The sequence below is a fragment of the Streptomyces shinuiensis genome (genome assembly GCF_043660855.1).
In the GTDB taxonomy this organism is placed as follows: Bacteria; Actinomycetota; Actinomycetes; order Streptomycetales; family Streptomycetaceae; genus Streptomyces.
The window spans coordinates 5,243,628-5,268,625 of sequence record NZ_JBIHML010000001.1 but is presented as its reverse complement, the minus strand read 5'-3'; the positions used below and the strand labels follow the sequence as shown (position 1 = coordinate 5,268,625).

General features: G+C 72.9%; 18 protein-coding genes. 7 read left to right on the top strand and 11 right to left on the bottom strand.

Annotation, left to right across the window (positions count from 1 at the left end; all coding sequences use genetic code 11):
- The first annotated feature begins 2 nt into the window (after window positions 1-2).
- The gene (locus ACGRHY_RS23875; protein WP_394637361.1) at window positions 3-749 is read left to right on the top strand and encodes a GntR family transcriptional regulator; all 747 of its coding nucleotides are present in this window, start codon (window positions 3-5) and stop codon (window positions 747-749) included.
- 107 nt (window positions 750-856) lie between these two features.
- On the opposite strand, the gene ACGRHY_RS23870 is transcribed toward ACGRHY_RS23875, so the two are convergent.
- On the bottom strand, window positions 857-1,642 hold the full coding sequence (locus tag ACGRHY_RS23870) for a VOC family protein (RefSeq protein ID WP_394637360.1): 786 nt from the start codon (window positions 1,640-1,642) through the stop codon (window positions 857-859).
- A gap of 218 nt (window positions 1,643-1,860) precedes the next feature.
- Window positions 1,861-2,670: an SDR family oxidoreductase gene (locus ACGRHY_RS23865; RefSeq protein WP_394637359.1), complete on the bottom strand. Its 810-nt coding sequence runs from the start codon at window positions 2,668-2,670 to the stop codon at window positions 1,861-1,863.
- Window positions 2,671-2,896: 226 nt separating this feature from the next.
- Here ACGRHY_RS23865 and ACGRHY_RS23860 point away from each other — a divergent pair, with 226 nt between their 5' ends.
- Window positions 2,897-3,217, top strand: coding sequence for a chaplin (locus ACGRHY_RS23860; RefSeq protein WP_394637358.1), 321 nt, complete (start codon window positions 2,897-2,899; stop codon window positions 3,215-3,217).
- Between the two features lie 134 nt (window positions 3,218-3,351).
- On the opposite strand, the gene ACGRHY_RS23855 is transcribed toward ACGRHY_RS23860, so the two are convergent.
- Both ACGRHY_RS23855 and ACGRHY_RS23850 read right to left on the bottom strand, forming a co-directional pair.
- Window positions 3,352-4,242, bottom strand: coding sequence for a LacI family DNA-binding transcriptional regulator (locus tag ACGRHY_RS23855; RefSeq protein WP_394637357.1), 891 nt, complete (start codon window positions 4,240-4,242; stop codon window positions 3,352-3,354).
- Window positions 4,239-6,740 (bottom strand): glycoside hydrolase family 2 protein, encoded by a 2,502-nt coding sequence (locus ACGRHY_RS23850; RefSeq protein WP_394637356.1) that lies wholly within the window; start codon window positions 6,738-6,740, stop codon window positions 4,239-4,241. Before ACGRHY_RS23850 ends, ACGRHY_RS23855 begins: the two co-directional genes overlap by 4 nt.
- A 235-nt stretch (window positions 6,741-6,975) precedes the next feature.
- On the opposite strand from ACGRHY_RS23850, the gene ACGRHY_RS23845 reads away from it, so the two are divergent.
- Window positions 6,976-9,177 carry an alpha-galactosidase gene (locus ACGRHY_RS23845; protein WP_394637355.1) on the top strand — a complete coding sequence of 734 codons (2,202 nt, stop codon included), beginning with the start codon at window positions 6,976-6,978 and terminating at the stop codon, window positions 9,175-9,177.
- A gap of 67 nt (window positions 9,178-9,244) precedes the next feature.
- Here ACGRHY_RS23845 and ACGRHY_RS23840 read toward each other — a convergent pair whose 3' ends face one another.
- From ACGRHY_RS23840 to ACGRHY_RS23825, 4 genes are all read right to left on the bottom strand, one after another.
- Window positions 9,245-10,255 carry an ABC transporter ATP-binding protein gene (locus ACGRHY_RS23840; protein ID WP_394637354.1) on the bottom strand — a complete coding sequence of 337 codons (1,011 nt, stop codon included), beginning with the start codon at window positions 10,253-10,255 and terminating at the stop codon, window positions 9,245-9,247.
- Window positions 10,252-12,189: a dipeptide/oligopeptide/nickel ABC transporter permease/ATP-binding protein gene (locus ACGRHY_RS23835; protein WP_394637353.1), complete on the bottom strand. Its 1,938-nt coding sequence runs from the start codon at window positions 12,187-12,189 to the stop codon at window positions 10,252-10,254. The genes ACGRHY_RS23840 and ACGRHY_RS23835 overlap by 4 nt, the downstream gene beginning before the upstream one ends.
- Before the next feature lie 19 nt (window positions 12,190-12,208).
- Complete coding sequence (locus tag ACGRHY_RS23830; RefSeq protein WP_394637352.1) at window positions 12,209-13,198, bottom strand: ABC transporter permease; 990 nt, start codon at window positions 13,196-13,198, stop codon at window positions 12,209-12,211.
- Window positions 13,199-13,263: 65 nt separating this feature from the next.
- Window positions 13,264-14,949, bottom strand: a complete 1,686-nt coding sequence (locus ACGRHY_RS23825; protein WP_394637351.1) for an ABC transporter substrate-binding protein — start codon at window positions 14,947-14,949, stop codon at window positions 13,264-13,266.
- 368 nt (window positions 14,950-15,317) lie between these two features.
- On the opposite strand from ACGRHY_RS23825, the gene ACGRHY_RS23820 reads away from it, so the two are divergent.
- Entirely contained in the window at window positions 15,318-16,601 is a 1,284-nt protein-coding gene (locus tag ACGRHY_RS23820; RefSeq protein ID WP_394637350.1) for an ROK family transcriptional regulator, read from the top strand.
- A gap of 70 nt (window positions 16,602-16,671) precedes the next feature.
- Here ACGRHY_RS23820 and ACGRHY_RS23815 read toward each other — a convergent pair whose 3' ends face one another.
- Window positions 16,672-17,112, bottom strand: coding sequence for a DoxX family protein (locus ACGRHY_RS23815; protein ID WP_394637349.1), 441 nt, complete (start codon window positions 17,110-17,112; stop codon window positions 16,672-16,674).
- Window positions 17,113-17,144: 32 nt separating this feature from the next.
- Window positions 17,145-18,140, bottom strand: coding sequence for a glycoside hydrolase family 6 protein (locus ACGRHY_RS23810; RefSeq protein WP_394637348.1), 996 nt, complete (start codon window positions 18,138-18,140; stop codon window positions 17,145-17,147).
- Window positions 18,141-18,716: 576 nt separating this feature from the next.
- Between ACGRHY_RS23810 and ACGRHY_RS23805 the strand changes: the two genes are divergently transcribed.
- Window positions 18,717-20,141 carry a GntP family permease gene (locus ACGRHY_RS23805; RefSeq protein ID WP_394637347.1) on the top strand — a complete coding sequence of 475 codons (1,425 nt, stop codon included), beginning with the start codon at window positions 18,717-18,719 and terminating at the stop codon, window positions 20,139-20,141.
- 38 nt (window positions 20,142-20,179) lie between these two features.
- Here the strand turns inward: ACGRHY_RS23805 and ACGRHY_RS23800 are convergent, their stop codons facing one another.
- Entirely contained in the window at window positions 20,180-20,746 is a 567-nt protein-coding gene (locus tag ACGRHY_RS23800; RefSeq protein WP_394637346.1) for a DUF488 domain-containing protein, read from the bottom strand.
- Window positions 20,747-20,970: 224 nt separating this feature from the next.
- On the opposite strand from ACGRHY_RS23800, the gene ACGRHY_RS23795 reads away from it, so the two are divergent.
- Together ACGRHY_RS23795 and ACGRHY_RS23790 are read left to right on the top strand one after the other, a co-directional pair.
- Window positions 20,971-23,418 carry a SpoIIE family protein phosphatase gene (locus ACGRHY_RS23795; protein ID WP_394637345.1) on the top strand — a complete coding sequence of 816 codons (2,448 nt, stop codon included), beginning with the start codon at window positions 20,971-20,973 and terminating at the stop codon, window positions 23,416-23,418.
- A gap of 282 nt (window positions 23,419-23,700) precedes the next feature.
- Complete coding sequence (locus ACGRHY_RS23790) at window positions 23,701-24,846, top strand: CPBP family glutamic-type intramembrane protease (protein ID WP_394637344.1); 1,146 nt, start codon at window positions 23,701-23,703, stop codon at window positions 24,844-24,846.
- Window positions 24,847-24,998 lie beyond the last annotated feature (152 nt).

Sequence of the window (24,998 nt, the reverse complement as noted above, 5' to 3'; positions counted from 1 at the left end):
GGATGTCGGCATACGACGCGTCCGTCTCCGGTGACGCGGCCGGGGCGGACGGGCCGCCCGCGTCACCGCCCCGCCAGGTGCTGTCCGACAGTGTCTACGAGAACGTCAAGGCCATGGTCATGGACCATGAGATCGCCCCGGGCGCACGCGTCGGCATCGAGGCCCTGGCACGCACGCTCGACGTGTCCCCGACACCCGTGCGCGAGGCACTGGCCCGGCTGGAGGCCGACGGCCTCGTCGTCAAGCGCTCCCTGTCCGGGTACCGGGCCACCGAACTGCTGACCCGGCAGGGGGTGGAGGACCTGTTCGAGGTGCGGTTGCTGCTGGAGCCGAGGGCTGCCGCCCTGGCGGCCGAGAACATCGGCGGGGGTGCGCTGGACCGGCTGGAGTCGGTGATCGAGGAGATGAGGGGGCTGCCCGACAAGGGCGACAGCTACGCCGAGTACGGCCGCTTCGCGGCGCTGGACCAGCAGTTCCACGACGCCCTCGCCGCCACGTCGACTCGTCCCCTGCTGGCAGCGGCGCTGGAGCGGCTGCACACCCATCTGCATCTCTTCCGCCTCGGCGCCGTCAGGGGCGGAAGCCCGGCCACCGTCCTGGAGCACATCCGCGTCCTGAAGGCGGTGCTGCGGCGCGACCCCGAACTGGCGGCGCAGGCCATGCGTGACCATCTGGAGCTCAGCCTGCGACGCCACCTCGGCCGTTACGGCGAGGGCGCCTGGGGCCCCGGAGGCGGCGCGACGTCGTGACCGGCCCTTCCGTTCCGGATCCGGCGGCCCGGGGCAGACCGCGCGGTGGCGCGAGGCCGGGCGTGTTCGGTCGGCGGCCGGCCGAACACGACATCGCACAGACGCCCCTAGGGCGCCCTGTTCTCGACCGAGAACAGGGCGCCCTGCGGATCCCGGACGACCGCCTGCCGCCCCGAGGGGGTGTCGGCCGGGGCGGAGACCACCTCGGCCCCCAGCGCCTCCGCCTTCACCGCCGCCGCGTCCACGTCATCGACGCGGAAGTGGACGTGCCAGTGCGGCCGCACCTGCGGATCGGGCGCGTCCTCCACCGCTCCGCCGCTCAGTCCCGCCACGGTGCGCCTGTCGATGCGCAGGATCACCCGGTCGTGCTCGTAGTGGACGTCGTAGCGTTCGGGATCGCCCTTGTCCCAGCCGAACACCTCACCGTAGAAGAGCGCGGCGGCGAAGGCGTCGCGGGTGAGCAGTTCCAGCCAGGAGGGGGCGTTGATCCTGCTCCCGGCCTGCCACTCCGGGTCGATGCCGCCCTCCCAGATCCCGAAGACCGCCCCCGCCGGGTCGGCCGCCCACGCCACCCGGCCGGAGGCGAACCGCACCGGTCCCACGGCGACGGTCGCCCCTCGTTCGCGCACCCGCCCGGCCGCGGCGTCGACACTGTCGGAGGCGAAGTACGCGGTCCAGGCGGTGAGGGTGCGCAGGCTGTCCTTGGTCTCGCCCAGCCCGGCGACCGGGACGTCCCCGGCCAGCGCGACCACGTAGTGGCCGAGCCGCTGCGAGCCCGGCCGGTACCGCCAGCCGAAGAGTTCGCCGTAGAAGTTCTGCGCGGCTTCCAGGCTGGGAACCAGCAGGGTGACCCAGCAGGGCGCGCCCTGCGGCACGCGCTCGGTCTCCGTCACGGCCGATCACCACACCGTCTCTCGTCCGGGCCGTCTTGTCAGGCCGTTCTGCCGGGCCGTCCTGTCCGGGTTGCCCTGTCCGGGTTGTCCCATCCGGGCTTTCCTGTCCGGGCTGTCTTCCTGACCGGACCGCCCCGGACCGATGCTGCCCTCTCACGGCGCCTGGGGGAAACCGGCGTCCACCAACCGGAGCAACGGCCGTCCCCGGCGGGAGCGGTTCAGGGACGGCGCCAGGAGTCGTCCTCCAGGTGGGAGCCGGCCTGCGGTCCCATCCGGAGCATGCCGCCGTCCACCGCCCACGACGCACCGGTGACGTAGGCGGCGTCCGGCCCGGCGAGGAAGGCGACCACGGCCGCCACCTCACGGGCGTCGCCGGGCCGTCCCGCGGGGATGCCGGGCCGCTTCTCGGTGGTCACGTCGGTGTCCTGCCGGCCGGTCATCGGCGTGGCGGTCTCACCGGGCGCGACGGCGTTCACGGTGATCCTGTCGGCGGCCAGTTCCAGGGCCATGACCTGGGTGAGCAGGCCGAGTCCGCCCTTGGCCGCGCAGTAGGGCGCGGCCCCCACCCGCGGCTGGTGCTCGTGGATGCTGGTGATGTTGACGATCCTGCCGCCCTCGCCCTGCCGGATCATACGGCGGGCGGCGCGCTGCCCGCACAGGAAGGGGCCGACGAGGTCGACGTCGAGGACCTGCCGGACGGTGTCGAGGCCGATGTCGAGGAAGGGGATGGCGGTGCCGGTGCCGGCGTTGTTCACCAGGACGTCGATCCTGCCGAGTTCGTCGGCGAGGCGGTCGACCGCGTCCGCCGCGGCGGGCAGGTCGGTGAGGTCCATCCGCTCGACGGCGGCCCGGCGTCCGTGGGAGCGGACCTCTTCGGCCGTCTCCCGGGCGCCCTGCTCGTCCTCGTGCCAGGTGATGCCGATTCCCATCCCCTGCTCGGCCAGTCGTACGGCGGTGGCGCGACCGATCCCCGAGTCCGCGCCCGTGACCACCGCGACGCGAGCGGGGGAATCGCCGTGCGCGTTCATCGGGCCTCCTCGATCGTGCTCCGGGCCGGGTTCCGGTACCCGGGCACCTGCCGGCGAAACGGCCGGGGCCGAAGGCGGCCGGGGCCGTTCGGGCCGCCTCCGGGCTGCCGTTTGACCACCATTCGGCCTAATCGTGGTGACCTCCGGAATGGTCGGGCGTTGGTCACGGCACCACCGCCTCCAGTCGGGCGGATGGGTATTTGTTCGCTATAAGGAGTGACTCTTCATGTCGCGTATTGCCAAGGCTGTCGCCGTGACGGCCGCCGCCGGTGCCGCTCTGGCCGGTTCCGCCGGAGTCGCCGCCGCCGACGCCGGGGCGCAGGGCGCCGCCATCGGCTCCCCGGGCGTCATCTCCGGCAATGTCATCCAGGTGCCGGTCCACATCCCGGTCAACGCCTGTGGCAACACCGCCAACATCGTCGGTCTGCTGAACCCGGCCTTCGGCAACACCTGCGTCAACGGGCACCAGTTCCACACCAAGAAGGACCACGGCAAGAAGCACCACTCCAAGAAGGACCACGGCAAGAAGCACCACGGCAGCCGCTGACCGCGCCGCCGGCCACGTCCGGATCCATGAGAACCTCCGGGGAGGAGGCCCGTGAGAAGGGCCTCCTCCCCGGAGGTCTTCCGTTTCCGGCCTCCCCGCGCCCCCGTCCCGGTGCCGGGAGGCGCCGCTCGGCGTCAGGCGGTGGAGGGGACGGCGCAGCGCGCGGTGCTGCTCCGGGGTACGCACCGGGCGGTGGGCGACCACCGCTCGGCGACCGGGAGGCCGTCGACCAGTTCCAGCACCGACTCGGCCACCAGCACGCCGTACTGGTGCACGTCCACGCTCATGGTGGTCAGCGGCGGCGATGCCAGGCGGCACATCGTCGAGTCGTCCCAGGCGATCAGGCTGAGCCGCCCGGGAACGGCGACGCCCGCCTCCTTGGCCGCGCCCAGCCCGGCGACCGCCATCACGTCGTTGTCGTAGAGGATCGCGGTGGGCGGCTCCGGCCGGCGCAGCAGTTCCGCGGTGAGCCTGGCCCCCGACTCGTCGGAGTAGTCGCCCTCGACGACCACCGGTTCGATGCCGGCCTTCCGGCACCCCTCGACCAGCGCCCCGGTGCGGGCCCGGGTGTGCAGCAGGCCCGCCGGGCCGCTGACCCGGGCGATACGGCGGTGGCCGAGGTCGAGCAGGTGCGCCAGCGCCTCGCGCACCGGCCCCGCGTCGTCGGTGCGGACCGCGGGCACCGGTGTGTCGTCACCGCTGCCCGCGCCGACCAGGACCGCGGGCAGTTCCAGTTCACGCAGTACCGCCGGCCGCCGGTCGCCGACGGTGCGGTTGACCACCACCACCGCCTCGACCAGCCCGCGTTCCGCCCAGCGGCGGTAGGCTGCGATCTCGGCCTCCTGGTCCGCCACGACGTGCAGCAGGAGGGACAGGCCGCGCTCGGCGAGGCGCTCCTCGATGCCGGCGATGAACTCCATGAAGAACGGCTCGATGCCCAGCAGCCGCGCGGGACGCGCGAGCACCAGCCCGACGGCTCCCGAGAAGCCGGCGCCCGCCGTCCCGGTGTGTTCCGAAGCGTTCACTCAGACCGCACCACCGGAGCGCGCAGGCCGTTGGCGGAGCGCAGCACCGGCGGCTCCGTCAGCGCGGCGGGGTCGATGTCGGCCCCGGTCCGCACGGTGAAGGACCGGCTCTCCCCGGCGAGCAGGGACACCAGCATCTCGTCCACGACCGCGTCGGGGGCGACCCGGTCGGCCAGGATCGCGATGTCGCGCGCGAACGACGAGGCCCTCACGTCCACCCGGTAGCCGCCCGGCACGGCGACGGCCTCCGCCTTGAGCGGCGCGGGGTCGTAGTCCAGTTCCACGTCCTCGGCGAAGAGGTGCACGGCGCGCGCGTCCGGTGCGGTGACCACCAGCACCTCCCTGCGGGCGTCGTCCGGGCTGACCAGTGACGTGTCCGGTTCGGTGCGGGTGACCGAACGGGGCGGCACGTCGAGGGAAAGCTTAACGCTCCGCAGTACGACGCCCGCGAAGGTCTGCCGCTCCAGGAGCAGCTCGCCCCTCCAGGGCTCGTCGTGGTCGTTGACGGCGATCAGGGCGGGCCGGCCGTCGCGGGGCTGGACGGTCAGCAGCCGGGGGGCGTAGGCGTGGCGCAGCCCGTACCACAGCGGCTTGGGCCGCTCGTCACCGTCCACCGCCGCCCAGGAGATGACCGGCCAGCAGTCGTTGAGCTGCCAGACGACCGACCCGGCCGTCCTCGGCCACCAGGAGCGGAAGTGCTCGATGCCGAAGGCGACCGCGCGGGCCTGGTTGAGCTGGGTCGCCCAGTGCCAGTCCTCGAAGCCGCCCGGCTCGGGCAGATGGGGGGCCATGCCGCGGGCGAGCTTGTCGTTGCCCTCCTCGGCCTTCTGGTGCAGCAGGAAGGCGGGCGAGGCCGGCGTCATCGGCTCGTCGTGGACCCACTTCGTCAGGGTCGCCCACGTCGGGGGGCCCTGGAAGCCGAACTCCGAGCAGAACCGCGGGATGTGGTCGCGGTAGTGGGTGTAGTCGACGCGGTTCCACACCTCCCACTCGTGCCGGGTGCCGTGGTCCTGGTCGTTGGGGTGGGTCCCGTCGACCGGCGCGCCGGGGCTGTAGGGGCTGTTGGCGCTGTAGAAGCGGGTCGGGTCGAGTTCGGCCACGATGGAGGGCAGCAGTTCGGTGTAGTAGCGCAGGCCCCAGGTGCGGCCCTTCAGCCGCTCGGGCCAGCCCCAGTCGCGAAAGCCCCACATGTTCTCGTTGGCGCCGTTCCACAGGGCCAGGCAGGGGTGCGGGGCGAGGCGGGCGACGTTCTCGCGGGCCTCGGCCTCCACCTCGCTCCACAGCGGCTCCTCCTCCGGGTAGGAGGCACAGGCGAAGGGGAAGTCCTGCCAGACCAGGACGCCGCGCTCGTCGCAGACGTCGTAGAAGTCCTCGGTCTCGTAGATGCCGCCGCCCCACACCCGCAGCAGGTTCATATGGGCACCGGCGGCCTGGTCCACGCGGCGCTCGATCCGCTCGCGGGTGACCCGGGTCAGGAAGTGGTCGTCGGGGATCCAGTTGGCGCCCTTGACGAAGACGGGCCTGCCGTTGACGACGACGGTGAAGGGGGTGCCGATCTCGTCCGGCGCGGTGTCCACGGTGACGTTCCGGAAGCCGATGCGGCGCTCCCAGGTGTCCAGCGGCTCCCGGGAGCCCGCCTCCCCGGCGGCGCCGAGGGTCACCGTGAGGCCGTACAGGGGCTGGTCGCCGTATCCGGCGGGCCACCACAGGCGGGCGCGGGGCACGGTGACGGTGACGGTCGCGGCCGTCTCGCCCGCGGGTACGGTGACGCGCTCGGTGCGGCCGTCCACGGTGGCGGCCACCTCCAGGGGGACGTCCCCGCCGGCGCCGTCCGGACCGGAGCGCTCGACGTCGACGTGGATCTCGGCGCGCCCGGTGCCGTCCGCGTCCACCGTCACCAGCGGGCGCACCCCTGCCAGACGGGCGGTGTGCCAGCGCTCCAGGCGCACCGGCTTCCAGATGCCCGCGGTCTGCAGGTCCGGCCCCCAGTCCCAGCCGAAGCTGCAGGCCATCTTGCGGACCATGTTGAAGGGGTGCGGGTAGACGTGGTCGCGGCGGCCGAGGCTCCGCTCGACCTCCTCGGCGTACTCCAGCGCGGAGCGGAAGGACACCGCCAGCTCCTGGGCACCGCCGGTCAGGGCGCCGCGGACGTCGAAGCGGTAGGCGCGGTGCATGTTGGCCGTGCCGCCCAGCACCTTCCCGTCCAGCTCGATCGTCGCCACGGTGTCCAGGCCGTCGAAGACGAGGTCCACCCGCTCCCCCGGCTCCGCGGCGTCGGCCGTGAGGGCGAGCGTGTAGCGCCAGTCGGTGCGGTGGGCCCAGGCCAGCTCCTCCTCGGCGCGGTCCAGGTAGGGGTCGGGGATCAGGCCGGCCGCGAGCAGGTCCAGGTGGGCGCTGCCCGGCACGGCGGCCGGTACGGTCCGGCCCGCGACGCCTGCGGGGACCGGCCCGCCGGTCGCCGACAACTGCCAGCCGTCGTGCAGGGTTTGGCGGATCATCGGCGCTCACTCCTCGGTCGGCTCCGCGGTGCGGAGCGGCTGGTCTGCGAAGGCGTCCGGGAACGGACGGAAGACGGGGCGGGGACGGGAACGGGAACGGACGGGAGAATGCGGTCGGCCTCCGGTGGATTTCTCCCTGGCGGGCCGAGTATCGTCGCCCGAGATTCTTACGCCACCGAACAAAGTAAGTCAACGGCGCCTCCGGCGCCGGCACGGCCAGGACGGAGACACCACCGTGGCACCATCTCCCGCTCCCCTCCCCCTCGATGTGACACATCTGCGGGCAGCCGGCGTCAGCCTCGTGCTGGACCTGACCGGCGGTACCCTTCCGCGGGTCCTGCACTGGGGCGCCGACCTCGGCGCGCTCGGCCCCGGGGAACTGGGCTCCCTGCGGCTCGCCGGGGCGCCGCAGCCCATCGGCTTCTCCGTCGACGGCCCGGTCGATGTCTCCGTGCTGCCCGAGCAGTCGGCCGGCTGGCTGGGCACCCCCGGTCTGGTGGGCAACCGCGGCGGCCGGGACTTCTCCACCACCTTCGCCGTCCGCGAGGCCACCCTCACCGGGCCCGCGCGGGAGTCCCGCTCCTCCGGTGGCGAAGGCGACGGCACCACCGTCACCGTCCTCGCCCACGACCAGGCCGCGGCCCTGGATGTGGAGCTGGTGATCGAGCTGACCGCGTCCGGGCTGGTGCGCCAGCGCGCCACGGTCACCAACCGCGGCCCCTCCCCCTTCACCGTCGACGCCGTGAACCTCACGCTGCCGGTGCCCGCCGAGGCCGCCGAACTGCTGGACTTCACCGGGCACCACCTGCGCGAACGCAGTCCGCAGCGCACCGCCTTCACCCAGGGCCTGCGGGTTCGGGAGAACCGCACCGGCCGCACCGGCTACGACAGCGCCTATCTGCTGGCCGCGGGTACCGCGGGCTTCGGCGACCGCTCGGGCGAGGTGTGGGCCGTGCACACCGCGTGGTCCGGCAACCACCGCACCTTCGCCGAGCGCACCTTCCACTCGGTGTCGCTGCTGGGCTCGGGCGAGCTGCTGCTGTCCGGCGAGGTGTTGCTGGAGCCCGGGGAGTCCTACGCCTCCCCCTGGCAGTACGGCTCCTACGGTCGGCACGGCCTGGACGAGGTCTCCGCCCGCTTCCACCGATGGCTGCGTTCCCGCCCGCACCATCCCTCCACCCCCCGGCCGGTCACCCTCAACACCTGGGAGGCGGTCTACTTCGACCACGACCTGGACCGGCTGCGCGCCCTGGCCGACGCCGCCGCCGCTGTGGGGGCCGAGCGCTTCGTCCTGGACGACGGCTGGTTCGGCTCGCGCCGCGACGACCGGCGGGCCCTGGGCGACTGGTACGTCTCGGGCGAGGTGTGGCCGGACGGGCTGGGTCCGCTGACCGACCACGTCACCGGCCTGGGCATGCAGTTCGGCCTCTGGGTCGAGCCGGAGATGATCAACGAGGACTCCGACCTGGCCCGCGCCCACCCCGACTGGATCATGGCCGCCGGTGACCGGCTGCCCGGCGCGGCCCGCCACCAGCAGGTCCTCGACCTGGCCCGCCCGGAGGCGTTCGCGTACATCCTCCAGCGCCTGGACGAACTGCTGGAGGCGCATCCGATCGCGTATCTGAAGTGGGACCACAACCGGGACCTGGTGGACGCCGGGCACCGGCCCACCGGCCGCGCCGGCGTGCACGGCCAGACCCGGGCGGTCCACCGGCTGATGGACGAGCTGCGCCGCCGCCATCCCGGGGTGGAGATCGAGTCCTGCTCCTCCGGCGGCGCACGGGTGGACCTGGAGATCCTCCAGCGCACCGACCGGGTGTGGGTCTCGGACTGCATCGACGCCCTGGAGCGCCAGACCATCCAGCGCTGGACGAACGCCCTGATCCCCCTCGAACTCATGGGCACCCATGTGGGGTCGGACGTCGCGCACACCACCGGGCGCCGCCATCCCCTCGACTTCCGGGCGGGCACGGCGCTGTTCGGGCACTTCGGCATCGAGTGGGACCTGAGCGCCGCCGCGCCGGAGGAACTGGCGCGGCTGGCGAGGTGGGTGGAGCTCTACAAGGAGCTGCGCGGCCTGCTCCACACCGGCACCTCCGTCCACGCCGACCATCCGGACCCGGCCTGCCGCCTGCACGGCGTGGTCGCCGAGGACGGCTCGGACGCGGTGTACGCCCTCGTCACCACCGCCTCCTCCGAGCTGTATCCGGCCGGCGCGGTCCGGCTGCCGGGGCTGGACGCCGACGCCGTCTACCATGTGCGTCCGCAGCCCCCCGGCGATCTGCCGGACGGCAACGCCCACCACTGGGGCGTCCGTCTGCCCTGGTGGACGCCGGAGGGTGTACGGCTGCCGGGCCGGGTGCTGGCCGCGGCGGGGATCCAGGCCCCGGTGCTCCACCCCGAGCGGCTGGTGCTGCTGCGCGCGACCCGGGTGTGAGCCGTGCGCGCCGGGAGGGACCGCCGACCGGTCCCTCCCGGCGCGCCGCCGCGCGGGCGGGCCGGCCCTACGCGGTGGCGGTGCCTCCGGCCGCCGGACGGGCGCCGCGGCCGTCACCGGCGTGCAGCCAGCACTTCGCGTAGTGGTCGTAGCCCACCGCGAAGTCCTCCGGCACACGGGTGCAGGCGTCGAACGCCGCGGGGCAGCGGTCCCGGAAGGCGCAGCCCGGATCGTCGCCGGGGAGGGCGGAGCCGCCGGCCGGCTCGGTGCCCGGCGCCCCGGTGGGCCGGGCTCGGTCGCGTGCCTCGGGGTCGGGCGCCGCGGCCGCCAGGATCCTGGTGTACGGATGCCGCGGGTTGAGGATGACCTCGTCCGCCGGCCCCCTCTCCACCACGCGCCCGCGGTACATCACCAGGATGTCGTCGGAGAAGTGCCGCGCGGTGGCCAGGTCGTGGGTGATGTAGAGGACGGCGAGGTCGTCCTCGCGCTGGAGGCGGGCGAGCAGGTTGAGCACGCCCAGGCGGATGGAGACGTCCAGCATGGAGACCGGCTCGTCGGCGACGACGACCTGGGCCCCGGGCGCCAGGGCCCGGGCGATCGCCACGCGCTGGCGCATGCCGCCGGACAGTTCGTGGGGGCGGCGCTGGGCGATGTCGGCGGCCGGGGTCAGGTTGACGCGCTCCAGGAGCTGTCCGACCTTCTCCGCGACCTCCGCCTTCCCTCGGGCCCTGCCGTGCAGCTTCAGCGGGCGGGCCAGATGGTGCTCGACGGTGTGGAACGGGTTGAGCGAGGCGAAGGGGTCCTGGAAGACCATCTGGACATGGTCGCGGTAGGCGCGGTCGGCCACCCGCCTGCCGTCGGGACCGGTGGCGGTGATCTCGCCCGCGCTGGGCTTCTCCAGACGGGCGATCATGCGGGCGACCGTCGACTTGCCCGACCCGGACTCACCGACCAGTGCGACCGTCCGGCCGGGGTTGAGGGTGAAGGAGACGTTGTCAACCGCACGGAGGCGGGAGTGGCGCAGGCCGGAGCGTATGGGGAAGTCCTTGGTCAGGCCGCGTACTTCGAGCGTCGTCATCGCGAGCCCGCCTCCTTCACGATCGTTTCGGTGCCGGTCCCCGCGCCGGTGCGCTCGCGGGCGCCGGACTCCCCGGTGCGGATGAACGCCCCCCGCTCGCCGGTGAGGCTGGGGAAGGAGTCGAGCAGCCTGCGGGTGTAGGGGTGCTCCGGGGCGCGGTGTATCTCGTCGGCGGTGGCGTACTCGATCACCTCGCCCTCGCGCATGACCGCGATGCGGTCGCTCAGCTCCAGCAGCAGCGGCAGGTCGTGGGTGATGAAGACGACGGCGAAGCCCAGCTCGTCGCGGAAGCGCAGGATCTCCCTCAGGATGCCGCGCTGGACCACCACGTCGAGGGCGGTGGTGGGTTCGTCCATGATCATCACCTGGGGGTCGAGCAGCAGCGCCATGGCGATCATGACACGCTGCCGCATGCCCCCGGAGAGTTCGTGCGGGAAGGAGTCCAGTCGGCACGGGTCCACCCCGACCAGGCGCAGGACCTCGGCGCACCGCTCGCGGCGGGCCTGCGCGGACATCCCGGGGCGGTGGGTGGTGAGCACGTCCTCGAGCTGGGACCGGATGGAGACGACCGGGTTCAGGGCGTTCATCGCGCCCTGGAAGACCATCGACAGCTTCGACCAGCGGAAGGTGCGCAACTCCTCCCTGCCCAGGGCGAGCAGGTCGAGGTCGAAGCCGTCGCGGTCGTGGAAGACCACCGATCCCGAGGTGACCTCGGCCGGCGGCCTGTGCAGCCGGTTGATCGCGTACGCGAGCGTGGTCTTGCCGCAGCCGGACTCCCCGGCCAGGCCGAGGATCTCGCCGCGGCCGAGGGTGAGCGAGACGTCCCTGACCGCGTGGACGGGCTTCTCGCCCCGGTAGACCACGTTGAGGTTCTCGACGGTCAGGACGGCGTCGCGGCCGGACTCCTCGCGGCCGGGGACGGAACGGGCGGCGGCCGTACGGGCCCTGCGTTCTGCGCCGCCCCTGCCCTCACGGGCGCGGCGGGAGGCGGCCGGGACGGTGCGCAGCTTGGGGTTGATGATCTCGTCGATGCTGAAGTTGACCAGGGAGAGGCCGCAGCCGAACAGCGCGATTACCAGCCCGGGCGGGCCGAACCACCACCACGCCTCCCGCTGGAGGGCGAAGCCGTTCTGGGCGTAGTAGAGCATCGTGCCCAGCGTGTCGGAGCCCGAGGCACCCAGGCCCAGGAAGGACAGGCCCGCCTCGCTGAGGATGGCCAGGATGACGGCGAACACGAACTGCGAGGCCATCAGCGGAAGCAGGTTGGGCAGGATCTCCACGGAAACGATTCGCCAGGGCTTCTCGCCCGCCACCTTCGCCGCGGCGACGTAGTCGCGGTTGCGCAGGGAGAGGGTCTGGGCGCGCAGCACCCGGGCGGAGGCCGCCCAGCCGGTGATCGCCAGGACGACCGCGATGGTCCACCAGCCGCGCTGCTCCACGGGGACGAAGCCGGCGATGACGATCACCAGCGGCAGGCCGGGGATCACCAGCATCACGTTGGAGAACAGGGAGAACCCCTCGTCCACCGCACCGCCGACATAGCCGCCGATGACGCCGAAGACCGCGGACAGCACGGTGGCCAGGACGCCCACCAGCAGACCGATCTGCAGGGAGCCTCGGGTGGAGTGGGCCAGCAGGGCCAGCACGTCCTGGCCGGTCTGGGTGGTGCCCAGCCAGAACTCGCCGCCGGGCGGGGTCATGCTGATGTTGCGGATGGCGTCGGGGTCGCCGGTCAGCATCGGTCCGAGGATCCCGAACAGGGCGATGGCGCCCACGAGGCCGAGGCCGATCCCGAGCCTGGGCGACCAGCGCGGCACCAGGGAGCGCCAGCCGCCGGCGCCGGGGCGCGGGGGGGCCGGGGATGCGCCGGTGGTGCCGGCCGGGGTGTCCGGCGCCGCGTCGGCGGCCCCGGCGGGCGGGTTGGTGTTCGTCACGGTGTCGGTCCCTCAGCTCTCAGTTGCCGGCGCGGGTGCGGGGGTCGATGAGGCCGTACAGCAGGTCGACGACCAGGTTGGCGCCCAGCACGGCCACGGTGATGACCAGGAAGATCCCCTGCATCAGGGCGTAGTCGTTGTTCTCCACGGCCTGCAGCAGCCTCGATCCGATGCCGGGGTAGGAGAAGACCTGCTCGGTGATGACCGAACCGGAGACCACGAAGCCGAGGGAGATCGCGAAGCCGGCGACGGACGGCAGGACCGCGTTGCGCGCGGCGTAGCGGGTCATGATGCGCCGGTCGCGCAGACCCTTGGCCTGGGCGGTGAGGATGTAGTCCTCCGACACGGTCGAGACCATCATGTTCCGCATCCCCAGCAGCCAGCCGCCCACCGAGGAGATCACGATCGTCAGGGCGGGGAGGATGCCGTGGTAGACCGCCGAGGCGATGAACTCGCCGTCCCAGCCGGGGGTGAGGATCACGTCGTAGCCGCCGTTGAGCGGGAACCAGCTCAGAGCCGTGGCGAAGAGGGCGACCAGGATCAGCGCCAGCCAGAAGTAGGGCACCGCCGCGAGCACGGTGGTGGCCGGGACGAGCGAGTCCAGCCAGGATCCGCGCTTCCATCCGACGAGGGCGCCGAGTCCGACGCCGAGCAGGAACGACAGCGCGGTGGCGATGCCCACCAGCACGATCGTCCAGGGCAGCGCGTCCCCGATGACGGTGGCGACCTCCGCCGGGAAGACGCTCACCGAGATGCCCAGGTCGCCGCGGAACATGTTGGCCAGGTACGAGAAGTACTGGACCACCAGCGGTTCGCCGGTGTCGGTTCCGAGGAGGAGCTCGTAGGATCTGCGGACCGACGGGTCGGTTGCGCCGCCTCGCTGTTGCAGCTTCGCCATGAGGGTGTCCACCGGGTTCCCCGGCATCATCCTCGGGATGAAGAAGTTCAGGGTCAGCGCCGCCCACAGGGCGACGAGATAGAACCCGATCTTCCGGGCGTAGTACCTCACCGATCTCCGCCTATCACTGTCTGCTTCTCCTCGGAACCGTTCACTGCCGTGTCATCGCCGTGCCGTCACTTGCCGGCCGGCTTGAGGGCCTTGTAGATCTGCGCCTGGTCGGGACGGCTCCAGACCGCCGGGACGGCGTAGAGGTTGTACTCCGTCGGCCAGCCCTCGAACTTGGAGGCGTGGTACTCGCTGGTGGTGCCGGCGGTGAGGATCGGGATGTAGGGCATGTCCTCCTCGATCCGGGTCTGGATGACGTCGTACTGCCTCTGGCGCTGCTCGGCCGCATCGGGGGAGATCTTCTTCAGCTCCTTCAGCGCCCTGTCCACCCGCGGGTCGCTGTAGCGGGCGAAGTTCGGGTTCGCCGTCTCGCCGACCTTCGCGGTGGTCTCGCTGCTGAAGAAGTAGCTGTAGGTGTAGTAGGGGTCGGGTGTCGGTCCGGGGTACAGCGAGTCGATCAGCAGTTGGTACTTGCCCTGGCCGCGCGCCTCGGACCACTCGTTCCAGGAGGACTGCTGGGAGGTCAGCTTGATGCCGGCCTTCTTGAGCTGCTCGGCCATGGTGTCGACGGCGGTGATGTAGTCGGTCCAGCCGGAGACGACCCGGACGGTCAGGGACAGCTTCTTGCCGCCCTTGGCGTAGAAGCCGTCCGAGCCCTTGGTGTAGCCGGCCTGCTCCAGCAGCCGCGTGGCCCTGGAGACGTCCGGCTTCATCGGGGCCAGGTTCTCCTCGAGCTCGTCGGAGACGATCTCCTCGCTGCTCCCCGCCAGTGCGAACCCGGGCGATATCTGGCTGGATGTGTCCTGGAAGGCCAGCGAGTTGATCTGGGAGCGGTCCATGGCGTAGTAGATCGCCTTGCGCACCGCGGGGTCCGTCTGCGGGCCCTCGCACCCCATCTCCGCGTCGGAGCAGGTCATCAGGGCGGTCTGGTTGATCGGGACCGTGACGGCCTTGTAGCCCGGGTAGTTCTTCTCGACGTTCTTCATGTCCGGGACCGGGCCGGTCTGCCAGTCGATCTTCCCCGCCTTCAGCGCGTCCGCGCCGGCCTGGTTGCCCGACAGGGCGATGTAGCGGACCTGCCTGACGGCGGGCTCGCCGTCCCAGTAGTCGGGGTTGGCCTTGAGCGTGAAGGCCTGGCCCTTGAAGTCGCCCATCAGGTAGGGGCCGGTACCGACGGGCTTGGTGACGGTGTTCTTGGAGGGCTCCTTGAACTCCTTCCAGATGTGCTCGGGAACGACGAAGATCTTGCCCAGGATCTGCGGGCCGTCCATGTAGGACGGCTCGTCGAAGGTGATCTTCACATGGGTGTCGTCGACGGCCTCGGCCCTGCCCTTGTAGCCGGTGCCGTTCATCTCCTTGTACTTGGAGATCATGCCCAGCGTGAAGACGACGTCGTCGGCGGTGAACGCCTCGCCGTCCGACCATTCGACGCCCTCGCGCAGGGTGACCGAGAGCTCGGTGCCGTCCTCGTTCCAGGAGTACTCGGTGCCCAGGAGCGGTTCGGCGGGCTCGTCGCGTACCTGGTTGAAGTAGAAGAGCGGTTCGAAGATCGTGCCCGGCCCCTCGTTCATGGTCGGCGAGAACGGGTTGAAGTTGGCCTGGTAGTCGCCGGCCTGCCCCGTGAAGACCACCAGGGTCTCGCCCTCGGCGCCGCCGCTGCCGCCCGACCCCGAGCAGGCCGTGGCCAGCAGGGCGATCGCGGCCATCCCGGCCGCTGCGACGCGTGCACGGCGGCGTCTTGCTTGCTGGAACATGGTGGATGGTTCCTCTCGTCCTGGAGGGGCACGTCCCTGTGCCGTTCGGCCGCCTCGCGGGCGGCGGGTCGCTCAGTGGGGCGATTCTTAAGTCGCCGAAGAAAGAAAGTCAATACTCCTGCGACGCCACCGGTTCACAGAGACACAAGTGAGACCGAGAACCGGACGGGGACCGGGGGCGGCCGGGAGGCGGCCGGGAGGCGGCCGGACGGGGGCCGTTCACGGGGAGAGGCGCCGGACGCCCGGCCGGAGGGGCGCTTGCCCGTCTTCGATAGGCAAATAAACTAACGTTCCGTACACGCGCGGCGCGGACCGCGCGGAGCACATCGACAGCGCCCCGCCGCGGCGGGGCGCGGGCGGAGGAAGCAGTGAGCGGACCGGCTCGGGCCACGGCCCACGCGAGCAGCAGAGCGGCCGTCCTCGACGTGATCCGCGCGGCGGGCACCATCAGCCGGGTCGGCCTCATCAACGCCACCGGATTCACCGGTGCGACGATCTCGACCGTCGTACGCCGCCTCATCGACGACGGGCTGGTGGTGGAGACCGGGCGCGCGGAGTCCACCGGCGGCAAGCGCCGCGTACTGCTCCAGCTCAACCAGTCCTCCCGGTACGCGGTCGGAGTCCACCTCGACCACGCGGGCATCACCTACGTCCTCACCAACCTCGGCGGCTCGGTCGTCGCCCGGATGTCCCGGGCGGGGGCGGGGGCCGAGGACCCTCCTTCCGTCGTCGCACGCATGGCGGGCGAGGTCGGCGCCCTCGTCGAGGGCGTCGGAGTCGGGCGCGAACGGGTGCTCGGCCTGGGCCTGGTCTCCCCCGGCCCCCTGACCCCCACCAGCGGAATGCGGCTGACCCCGCCCCTGATGCGGCACTGGGAGGACTTCCCCCTCGACCGGGCCCTGAAGGAGGCCACCGGGCTGCCGGTGGTCTCCGACAACGACGCCACGGCGGCGGCCCTGGGCGAGCACTGGTCCGGAGGCGTCGGCGCGGCCGCGACCTTCGCCGCGCTGTACATGGGCACCGGCATAGGCGCGGGCCTGCTGGTCGACGGGATGGCCTACCGCGGCGCCAGCGGGAACGCGGGCGAGATCGGCCACAGCTGCCTGGCCGTGGACGGCCCTCAGTGCTGGTGCGGGGCCCGGGGCTGCGTCGAGGCCCTGGCCGGGCCCTCCGCCGTCGTCGCCGCCGCCCGCGCCGACCGGGCCCTGGCCCGCGCGGCCGGGCTGGACGGCGGCTCCGGACGCCGCCGGGCGTCGGTGACCGCGGACTTCGCGGCCGTCACCCGCGCCGCGCGCCGCGGCGAACCGGGGGCACGGGCCCTGCTGGAGCGCTCGGCGCGCTATCTGGCGGTGGCCGCACGCACGCTGGCCAACATCATGGACCTGGAGCTGCTGGTGCTCACCGGCCCGAGCCTGGCGATCGCGGGTTCGGTGTACCTGCCGGTGGTGCAGGAGGAACTGGACCGCGCGTTCTTCTCCCGCGCGGCGCACCCCGTCGCCGTCCGGCTCTCCCGGTCGGCCGCCACCGCGCCCGCGATCGGCGCCGCGGCCCTGGTGCTGCAGTCGGAACTCGTACCGCTGCGCCAGGGGCTGCGCCTGCCGGAGAACCTCGCCGACTCCGACCCCGCCCCGGTGGAGCGGTCCAGCGCCTGAGGCGTTCCGTCCCGCGCACCCGCCGCGGCCGGACCCCGCGGCGGGTGCGCGGGACCCGGCGACGGCCGCCTCAGGCAGCGGTGGCCCGCACCCCCTCGCCGCGGCCGGCGCGACCGGTGCGCGCGAACAGGGAGCCCAGCGACCACGCGCCGGGGCCGAGCGCGGCGACCAGGAGGAAGGCCCAGCAGAACATCGCAGCCGCCTCCCCGCCGTTCTGTATCGGGAAGAGCGCCTCGGTCTGGTGCTTGACGAAGTAGGCGTACGCCATCGAGCCGGAGCAGAGCAGCGCGGCGACACGGGTGCCGACGCCCGACATCACCAGGCCGCCGCCGACGAGCTGGATGACGGCGGCCCACCAGGCGGGCCACTGGCCGGCCCCGGGCACCTGGCCGCCGTGGGGCCCGCCGAGCACGTCGAACAGAGTCGCCGCGCCGTGGCAGGCGAACAGCAGCCCCACCACGATCCGGTAGAGCCCGAGCACATGGTCCCTGTACCTGTCCAGCAGTTCCATGGGGTGTCCTCTCTCGGCCGTCCTGCCGCCGCTCACCGCGTCCCCGCGGGTGCCGCGGCGGCCATGTCGTAAGCGAGCTGGGGGACGAACTGCCCGGCCGGTCCGGCGCAGCCGTCCGCCTCGCCGGGGAGCTTGACCCACAGGAAGGCGGCGATCCTCTCGTCGCCGGTCCGGTCGGTCGTCGGGGCGCCGATCGCCCGCCCGGACGGATCGCACCACTGGCCTCCGGCGGGCCCGTTGCCGTTGCGGCTGGTGTCGATCACCGCACGCAGGCCCGGTGATCCGATCGCGTCCAGGACCGCCCTGGCGTAGGCGGTCTCGTCGGCGGTGCGGTTGTAGTTGGAGACGTTGGTGGAGATGCCGTCGGCGCTCTCGGTGATCCCGGCCGCCCTCAGCCGGGACGCCATCTCCGCCGGGGGGTGCCAGTTCGAGTGCGCGGCGTCGAAGTAAACCTTCGCCCGGGAAGATGCCGCCTTGAGGGCCTTGCCCGCATAGGCCATCGACTCCCGGGTCTGCGCCTGCTCCCCGGCGCTCTGGCAGTTCGTCATCAGGGCCAGGACGTCCGGCTCGACGACGACGGCGGCCGGCCGGCCCTCCAGCCCGGCGGCCAGTTCGTCGATCCACTGCCGGTACGCGGAGTGGCTGGGGGCTCCGCCTCCGCTGGCGCCGCCGCAGTCGCGGTCGGGCATGTTGTAGACCACCAGGATCGGTATCCCGCCCGCCTCCTCGGCGGCCGTGACGAGCGAGTCAACCTCGGCGCGGACCGTGCCGGTGTCGGTCTTGGTGAACCACTGCCCCTGCGGGACGGAGGCGATCCGGTCGCGGATCACGGGCGCGCGCCGGTCTCCCGGGTTGGCCGCCACCCAGCGGGCCGACTGGGTGGCGGGGTTGACGTAGTAGGGCGAGGCCGCGGCGGCGGTCGCCTGCGCGGCCTCGGCCGGCAGGAACAGCGCCGTGCTGGCGGCCGCCAGCACGGCCGCGGCCGGCGCGAGCGCGCGACCGGTCGGGGAAAAGTTCTTGCGGAGCATGCGTACTCCTCGGTGGGGGGACACGGACCACCGCTCGCCGGCGGCCCGTCGCGACTCCGGACCTCCCGGCCCCGCTCCCGCACGACCGGAACGGAGTGTGTCCGCGTCACGCGGAAGCCCGGAACTCGGCCGGACGCGAAGACCGGGAGGGTACGGTCACCGGACCGGCGGTGCGGCGCCGCGGTGGACGCCGACCGTCGGCGGCCGACCGCCGATCCGGAGCATGTGATCTGGAACACTTCATGGGAGCGCTCCCACAAAGAGTAGCGACACTGGGTTCGGCGTCAAGGGAAACTGCGCGACAACCGAACGGCGACGTTTTCCTGAACAGGTATGAGGCAACAGACGGGGCGTCACGACACCCTCCGGGGGCGCCGCCCCCCCACCTGCCCCTTTGTGGGAGCGCCTCCAGAAGCGGGTCACGGGACGCCCCTTCGTCCCTTCCCGCCGCTTCCCCGGCCTCCGCTGCTCACGTGTCGGAGGGAGCACGCCGGGGCAGGGTGACGGTGTCTCTGACAGCCGCCGGCCGTCGCGGGCGAGGCGACCGGCGATGCGAACACGAAAACGGAGTGGTTCGTGGAAGCGATCGACCCGGCCTACGGAACGACGACACTGCTGCTGATAGCCGCAGGCGCCGTGGCCCTGCTGCTGTTCCTGATCATGAAGGTGAGACTGCACGCCTTCGTTTCGCTGGTCCTGGTGAGTGCGGTGACCGCGATCACGGTCGGTTTCCCCCTGGCCGACATCCCCGACGTGCTGATGTTCGGCTTCGCCGACACCATCGGCTCGGTGGCCCTCCTGGTCGCCTTCGGGGTGATGCTCGGCCGGCTGCTGGAGATCACCGGCGGCGCCCAGGTACTGGCCGACACCCTGATCAACCGCTTCGGGGAGCGACGGGCCCCGCTGGCGCTGGGCGCGGCCGCGCTCCTCTTCGGCTTCCCGATCTTCTTCGACGCCGGGCTGGTGGTGTTCCTGCCCATCATCCTGACCGTGGCCCGGCGCTTCGGCGGTTCGCTGCTGCTGTACGCCCTGCCCGCGGCCGGCGCCTTCGCCGCCATGCACGCCATCGTCCCGCCCCACCCGGGGCCGGTCGCCGCATCCGAGGTGCTCGGCGCGGACATCGGGCTCACCCTGCTGGTGGGCCTCCCGGTCGCAGTGGCGTCGTGGTATGTCGGCGTCCTGCTGGTCTCCCGCTTCCTCGGCTCCCGCATACACGTGTCGCTGCCCGACGTGGTCTTCGGCGAGGTGCGCGACGCCGACGGGCGCGGCGAGGGGGATCGCGCGAACGGCACCGGCGAGGGGCGGCTCGGCGAGCGGCCGCCGTCCTTCGGCACGGTCCTCGGCCTGCTGCTGATCCCGCTGGTGCTGATCTCCTTCGACACCGTCCTGAGCACGCTGGCCACCGCGGGCGTCATCGACGAGGGCGAGGACTGGGCGGAGTTCCTGGGCCTGCTGGGCTTCACCCCGGTCGCCCTGCTGATCACCGTCATAGCCGCGATCCTCGTGCTGGGGCGGCCGCGCGCCCCGATGGGGAAGGTCGGCGACATCATCGACGGCGCCCTCGGGCCGATCTGCTCCATCATCCTGATCACCGGCGCGGGCGGCATGTTCGGCGGTGTGCTGGAACTGTCCGGCATCGGGAGCGCACTCAGCGACTCCCTGTCCGGCCTGGGCATGTCCCTGATCGTCCAGGCGTTCGTGATCGCCACCCTGCTGCGCGTCGCCCAGGGCTCGGCCACGGTAGCCCTGACCACCGCCTCCGGCCTGATCGCCGGGGCGGCCCGCGCCGCGGAGCTGAGCGATCTGAAGCTCACCTTGCTGGTGGTGGCCGTCGCGGCGGGCGCGACGGTGCTCTCACATGTGAACGACTCCGGCTTCTGGCTGGTGAGCCGCTTCTTCGGGATGGACGTCAAGACCACCCTGCGGACCTGGACGGTGATGGAGACGACCCTGGGCCTGTCGGCGTTCCTGATCGCCCTGGGCCTGTGGACGGTGGTCTGACCCCGGCCCCACGCCGGCCCGCCGCCGGTGCGGGGCCGTCACCGGTCCCCGTCGGCGGCGGCCGGATCGTCGTAGACGAGCAGACCGTCCTCCCGCAACCGCGCTCCCGGCGTCGGCCGGTGCGGCATCAACCTGCCGTCGTGCATCAGGTGCAGGACGTCCGCTCCCGCGGTCAGGACCGCGGCGTCGGCGATCAGCCGGCGGTGGCAGCGCCACCACACCGACTCGGAGCACATGACCGCCGCGGTGTTCCGTGCGGCGTCCCTCAGCACCCCGTCCAGCGCCTCCCGGAAGGAGGGGGCCCGGGTGTGGGCGGCGTATCCCCGGAAGGAGGCGTTGCGCCACACGGTGTCGGGCGAGTCGGCCGGGGGCCTGCGGAAACCGCCCAGCGGTTTCTCCCAGCGGTAGCCGATGCCGTGTTCGGGCAGCCACCGCGCGAGCCTGTCCCGGGCGAGGTCCGGGTCGCGGCGGCTGCCCGGGGCGGTGCGCACGTCCACCACCAGGGTGACGCCCGCTTCCGCGAGCAGCCCGGCCAGTCTCTCCCGGCCGGCCGTGCCGTGCCCCACCGTGTACAGGACCGGAACCGGCTCCGGACCCTCCGTCATGGTCTCTCCTCCCGCCGTCCGCCGTCCCCGGCCGTCCTCCGCCGCCTTCCGGTGGCACGTGGGCGGCAAAGCGATTCCCCGCCCGACTCACGGGGTAACCGTCCGTCCTCGCGGTATGCGCCCCGCAGGGCCGGTACGCGGACGGCCGTCGTCATGCGCACAGGCTCCGGTCGGGGTTGAATGGCCGAAAGTAGCGTCGCACTCCCATGGAGCGAGGCAGCCGAGTGAACCCGACCACAGATCGCCACGACGCCGGTGCCGGCCCCGCGCGGGGCGGCGCGGTGGTGTTCGTGCTGGACGGGGACGGGGCCGTGCTGCAGTGCACCGCCGGCGTGCTGGACCTGATCGGCCGCTCGGCCGGCCAGGTCCGCGGACGGCCGATGACGGAGTTCGCCACCGACCCCGGGCCCTGGGGCAGAGCAGCCGGCCACCCCGGCTCCGAGCCCCTGGAGCTGCGCACGACCCTGCGCCACCGGGACGGCACGCCGGTCGAGGTGGACGCCGAGGTGCTGCCGCTGCCCGCCGACGGCGAGGCGCGCTTCCTGGTGTGCGCCGCTCCGTCCGCCGCCGGGCGGCGCTGGACGGAGGACCAGTCGCTCATCCGCGCGCTGTTCGGCCAGAGCCGTATCGGCCTGGTGGTCCACGACACCGAACTGCGCACGACCCGCGCGAACCTCGGTTCGGAGTTCTTCGGCGTCCCCCTGGCCGCGGAGCCCTGGCAGCACGTGCCCGGCCGGGACCTGCGGTCGATCCTCGTGCCGGAGGACGCCGCCGCGGTCGAGGAGCGGTGGCGGCGGGTCCTGCGGACCGGCGAGGCGGTCATCGACTGGGAGCACTCGGCGCGGCGCCTGAACGCTCCCGACCAGGAGCGGATCCTGTCCTCCTCGGCCTTCCGGCTCGAGGACAGCCACGGCCGCGCCATCGGGGTCGCCGCGGTCTTCACCGACGTCACCGAGCAGCACACCGCGCGGCGGCGGCTGGCCCTCCTGCACGCCGCCGCGGCGCGGCTGGGGCAGACCCTGGACATCGCCCGCAACTCCGAGGAGCTGACCCGCGTCCTGGTGCCCGACTTCGCGAACCTGGCCTGTGTGGACCTGGTGGAGAAGGTGTTGCAGGGTGATGAGCCCGGGGCCTTCTCCCCCGGGACGCCGTTGCGCCGGATCGCGGTGGCTCCGGCGGGCGGCGCCTGGCCCGCCGGGATGTACCAGCGCGGGGATCCCATCCACGCCAGGGATCTGGAGAGCGACGCCCTCCGCGACGGCCAGGCCGTCCTCGTGCCCGACCTGGCCGACCTGGCAAAGCGGCTGGCTCCCGACCCGGAGCGGCAGCGGCTGCTGTTCCCGGAGGGGGCCGCCTCGGCACTGATCGTCCCGCTGCGCGCCCGGGGGCGGGTACTGGGCGTGCTGGGCCTGTGGCGCGGCCGGGACCGGCTCCCCTTCGGGATGAACGACGTCCCCCTGGCGGAGGAGATCGCCTCCCGGGCCGCGCTCAGCGTGGAGAACTCCCGCCGCTACACCTCCGAGCTGCGCACCGTGGAGACGCTGCAGCGCAGTCTGCTGCCCCCGGCCGGAGTGGAGTTCACCGCGGCCGAGACCGCCGGGACCTACGTACCGGCCGGCACCGCCGCGGGAATCGGCGGGAGCTGGTACGACGTCATCCCCCTGTCCTCCGCACGGGTCGCGTTCGTCATCGGCGACGTGGCCGGGCACGGGCTGGGCGCGACGGCCACCATGGGCCGGCTGCGCACCGCCGTGCAGACCCTCGCCGACCTCGATCTCCCTCCGGAGGAGCTCCTCACCCACCTCGACGATCTGGCCACCCGCCTGTCCTACACCGAACCGCAGCCGGACGGCAGCACGGGCGGAGTCGTGGGGGCGAGCTGCCTGTACTGCGTCTACGACCCGGTCACCGGGCGCTGCGCGATGGCCAGCGCCGGCCATCCGCCGCCGATCCTGACCAGTGCCGAAGGGCGCACCCGCCACGTGGACCTCAAGCCCGGTCCCGCCCTCGGGGTGGGCGGCATGCCCTTCGAGCCCGTCGAACTCCACCTGGGCCCGGACAGCGTACTGGCCTTCTACACCAACCAGTTGGTGGCCCACGACGAGGCGTCCTCCGAGGGCCTGACGCGGCGGCTGCGCGAGAGCCTGCACGCCGCGGTGGAGGCCGGCGGCTCCCCCGCCGACATCGGACACACCGCCGTCGACCGCGTCCTGACCGAACCCGCGGCCGACGACATCGCCCTTCTCGTCGCCCGGGTGCGAGCACTGCCGGAAGGCGCCACCGTGGCCTGGCGGTTCACCGCCGACCCGACCGTCGTCGGCCAGGCCCGCGAGCTGGTCACCGCCCAGCTCACCGCCTGGGGTCTGGAGGAGATGGCCTTCACCACCGAACTGATCGTCAGCGAACTGGTGACCAACGCCATCCGTTACGCCGGCTCCCCCATCGGGCTGCGGCTGATCAGGGACAAGACCCTGATCTGCGAGGTGTCCGATCCCAGCCAGACCCAGCCCCATCTGCGCCGTGCCCGCCTGACCGACGAGGGCGGCCGCGGTCTGTTCCTCATCGCCCAGCTCGCACACCGCTGGGGCAGCCGCTACACCCCTTCCGGCAAGACCATCTGGACCGAGCAGGCGCCGGGCACCGTTCCCGATGTCCCCCTGGACGTGTTCTGAGCCTGTGCGTCCGGGCTCCGCCGGAGGCGGAGGCAGCCGGGCGGACGGCGGGGACGGGACGGCGGGCGCGGTGCCGCTCGCTCCCTGACACGGCCTCACGGTCGCTCCCCCTTGCGGCCGTTCGCGAGACGACTCCCGCAGCCGCCTCCGCGGGGCTCCGTGGCCGGATGCCGCCTTCGCAGGTGTCGGCCGCCCGTGACCGGCTACCCGGAAAGGAGAGCCGTCCCAGCATTTCTCGACAGCGCGGCCATCCGCCGACGCCGACGTACGGGAGACACGCCCGTGGCCCACATCCCGCCGAACACCACCGTGCCCGGCCCGGCCCGCCGCCCCGCGCGTACCGCCGGCGCGCGGCGGGCCGAACGCGATCTGTGGGGGCTGCTGCTGGTGGCGTGCGCGGTGCCGCTCACCGGATCGGTGCTCGACTTCGCCCGGCTTTCCGGCGCACCGGTGGACGGGTGGTCCGGCGCGGTGCTTCCGTGGCTGCGGCTGCTGTGCTCGCTGGCCGCGGGCTGCCGGCTGGCCGGGCTGCTCACAAAGCGCGGCGCGCCGCGGCGGCGTGGTGCCGCCCTCGCCGTGGTGGCCGTGGCCGGTGCCGCCCGCGTCGCCGATCTCGTACGGGCCGGTGAGGCCCAGGGGGTGGTGGGCAGCGTCGCCACCACCGTTCTGCTGGCCTGGCTCTGCGGCGAGTTGGCGGCGCGGCACGGGGCCGGGTGGCGCGGGCCGGGGGTCGGTCCGTCCGGTGCGCACCCCGCCGCCGAACGGCTGACGGCCGCGATGGTCTTCGGGGCGGTCTTCGTCCTCGCCTACACCACCGTCACCTGGATGGCGGGCCTCCGGATAGGTCTGCCGGAGGCCGCGCCCTGGCTGCCCGTCCTGGACCGCGCCCAGAGCGCGGCCCTGGGCTGGAGCGGCCCCGCGGACATGATGGCCAACGTCCTTTTCACGGGCGTCGCCGAGGAGATGGTGCTGGTGGGCGCCGTCGTGGTACTGAGCCGCGCGGCGGGCCGCCCGCTGTGGGCGGCCTGCGCGATCAGCCTGCTGCTGCGGGTGGCGGCGCACCTGTACCTGGGCGTGCCCGGCGTCGCACTGGTACTGCTCGGCTCGTGTGCCCTCCTGCTCTACCTGCGCTGCCGCAGGCTCACTCCGCTGGTCGCCGGGCACATCGCCTATGACCTGACGGCCTCTTTCGCCCCCTCCCCCGAGGTGCTGAGCACCTGTGTCCTCACCGTCCTGCTGGGTACCGGCGCGGCGTTCGCGGCATGGCTGCTGTGGTTCACCCCGGCCGGCCCACACGGCCGCGAGGCGCCCGGCGAGAGGGGCGGAGCGCGTACGGCCGTCTCCCCGGGTCCCGGCCGCCGTGCCGCGGCCGCTTCGGATTCCGGACGCCCGGAGGGCGCCGTTGCGGCCGACGGCCCGCGCGCGTAGGACACAAGACGGAGGACACGACCGCGGCATTCGTTCCACACGCCCACCGAAGGGTCAAAAGCCGGTGGAGCCGGGCGGCGGTGTTATCCACGTCGGGGCGGCCCGTCGGACGAGACCGCCCGTGTAGAGGACGGGAACCGAGGCCGCGGGTG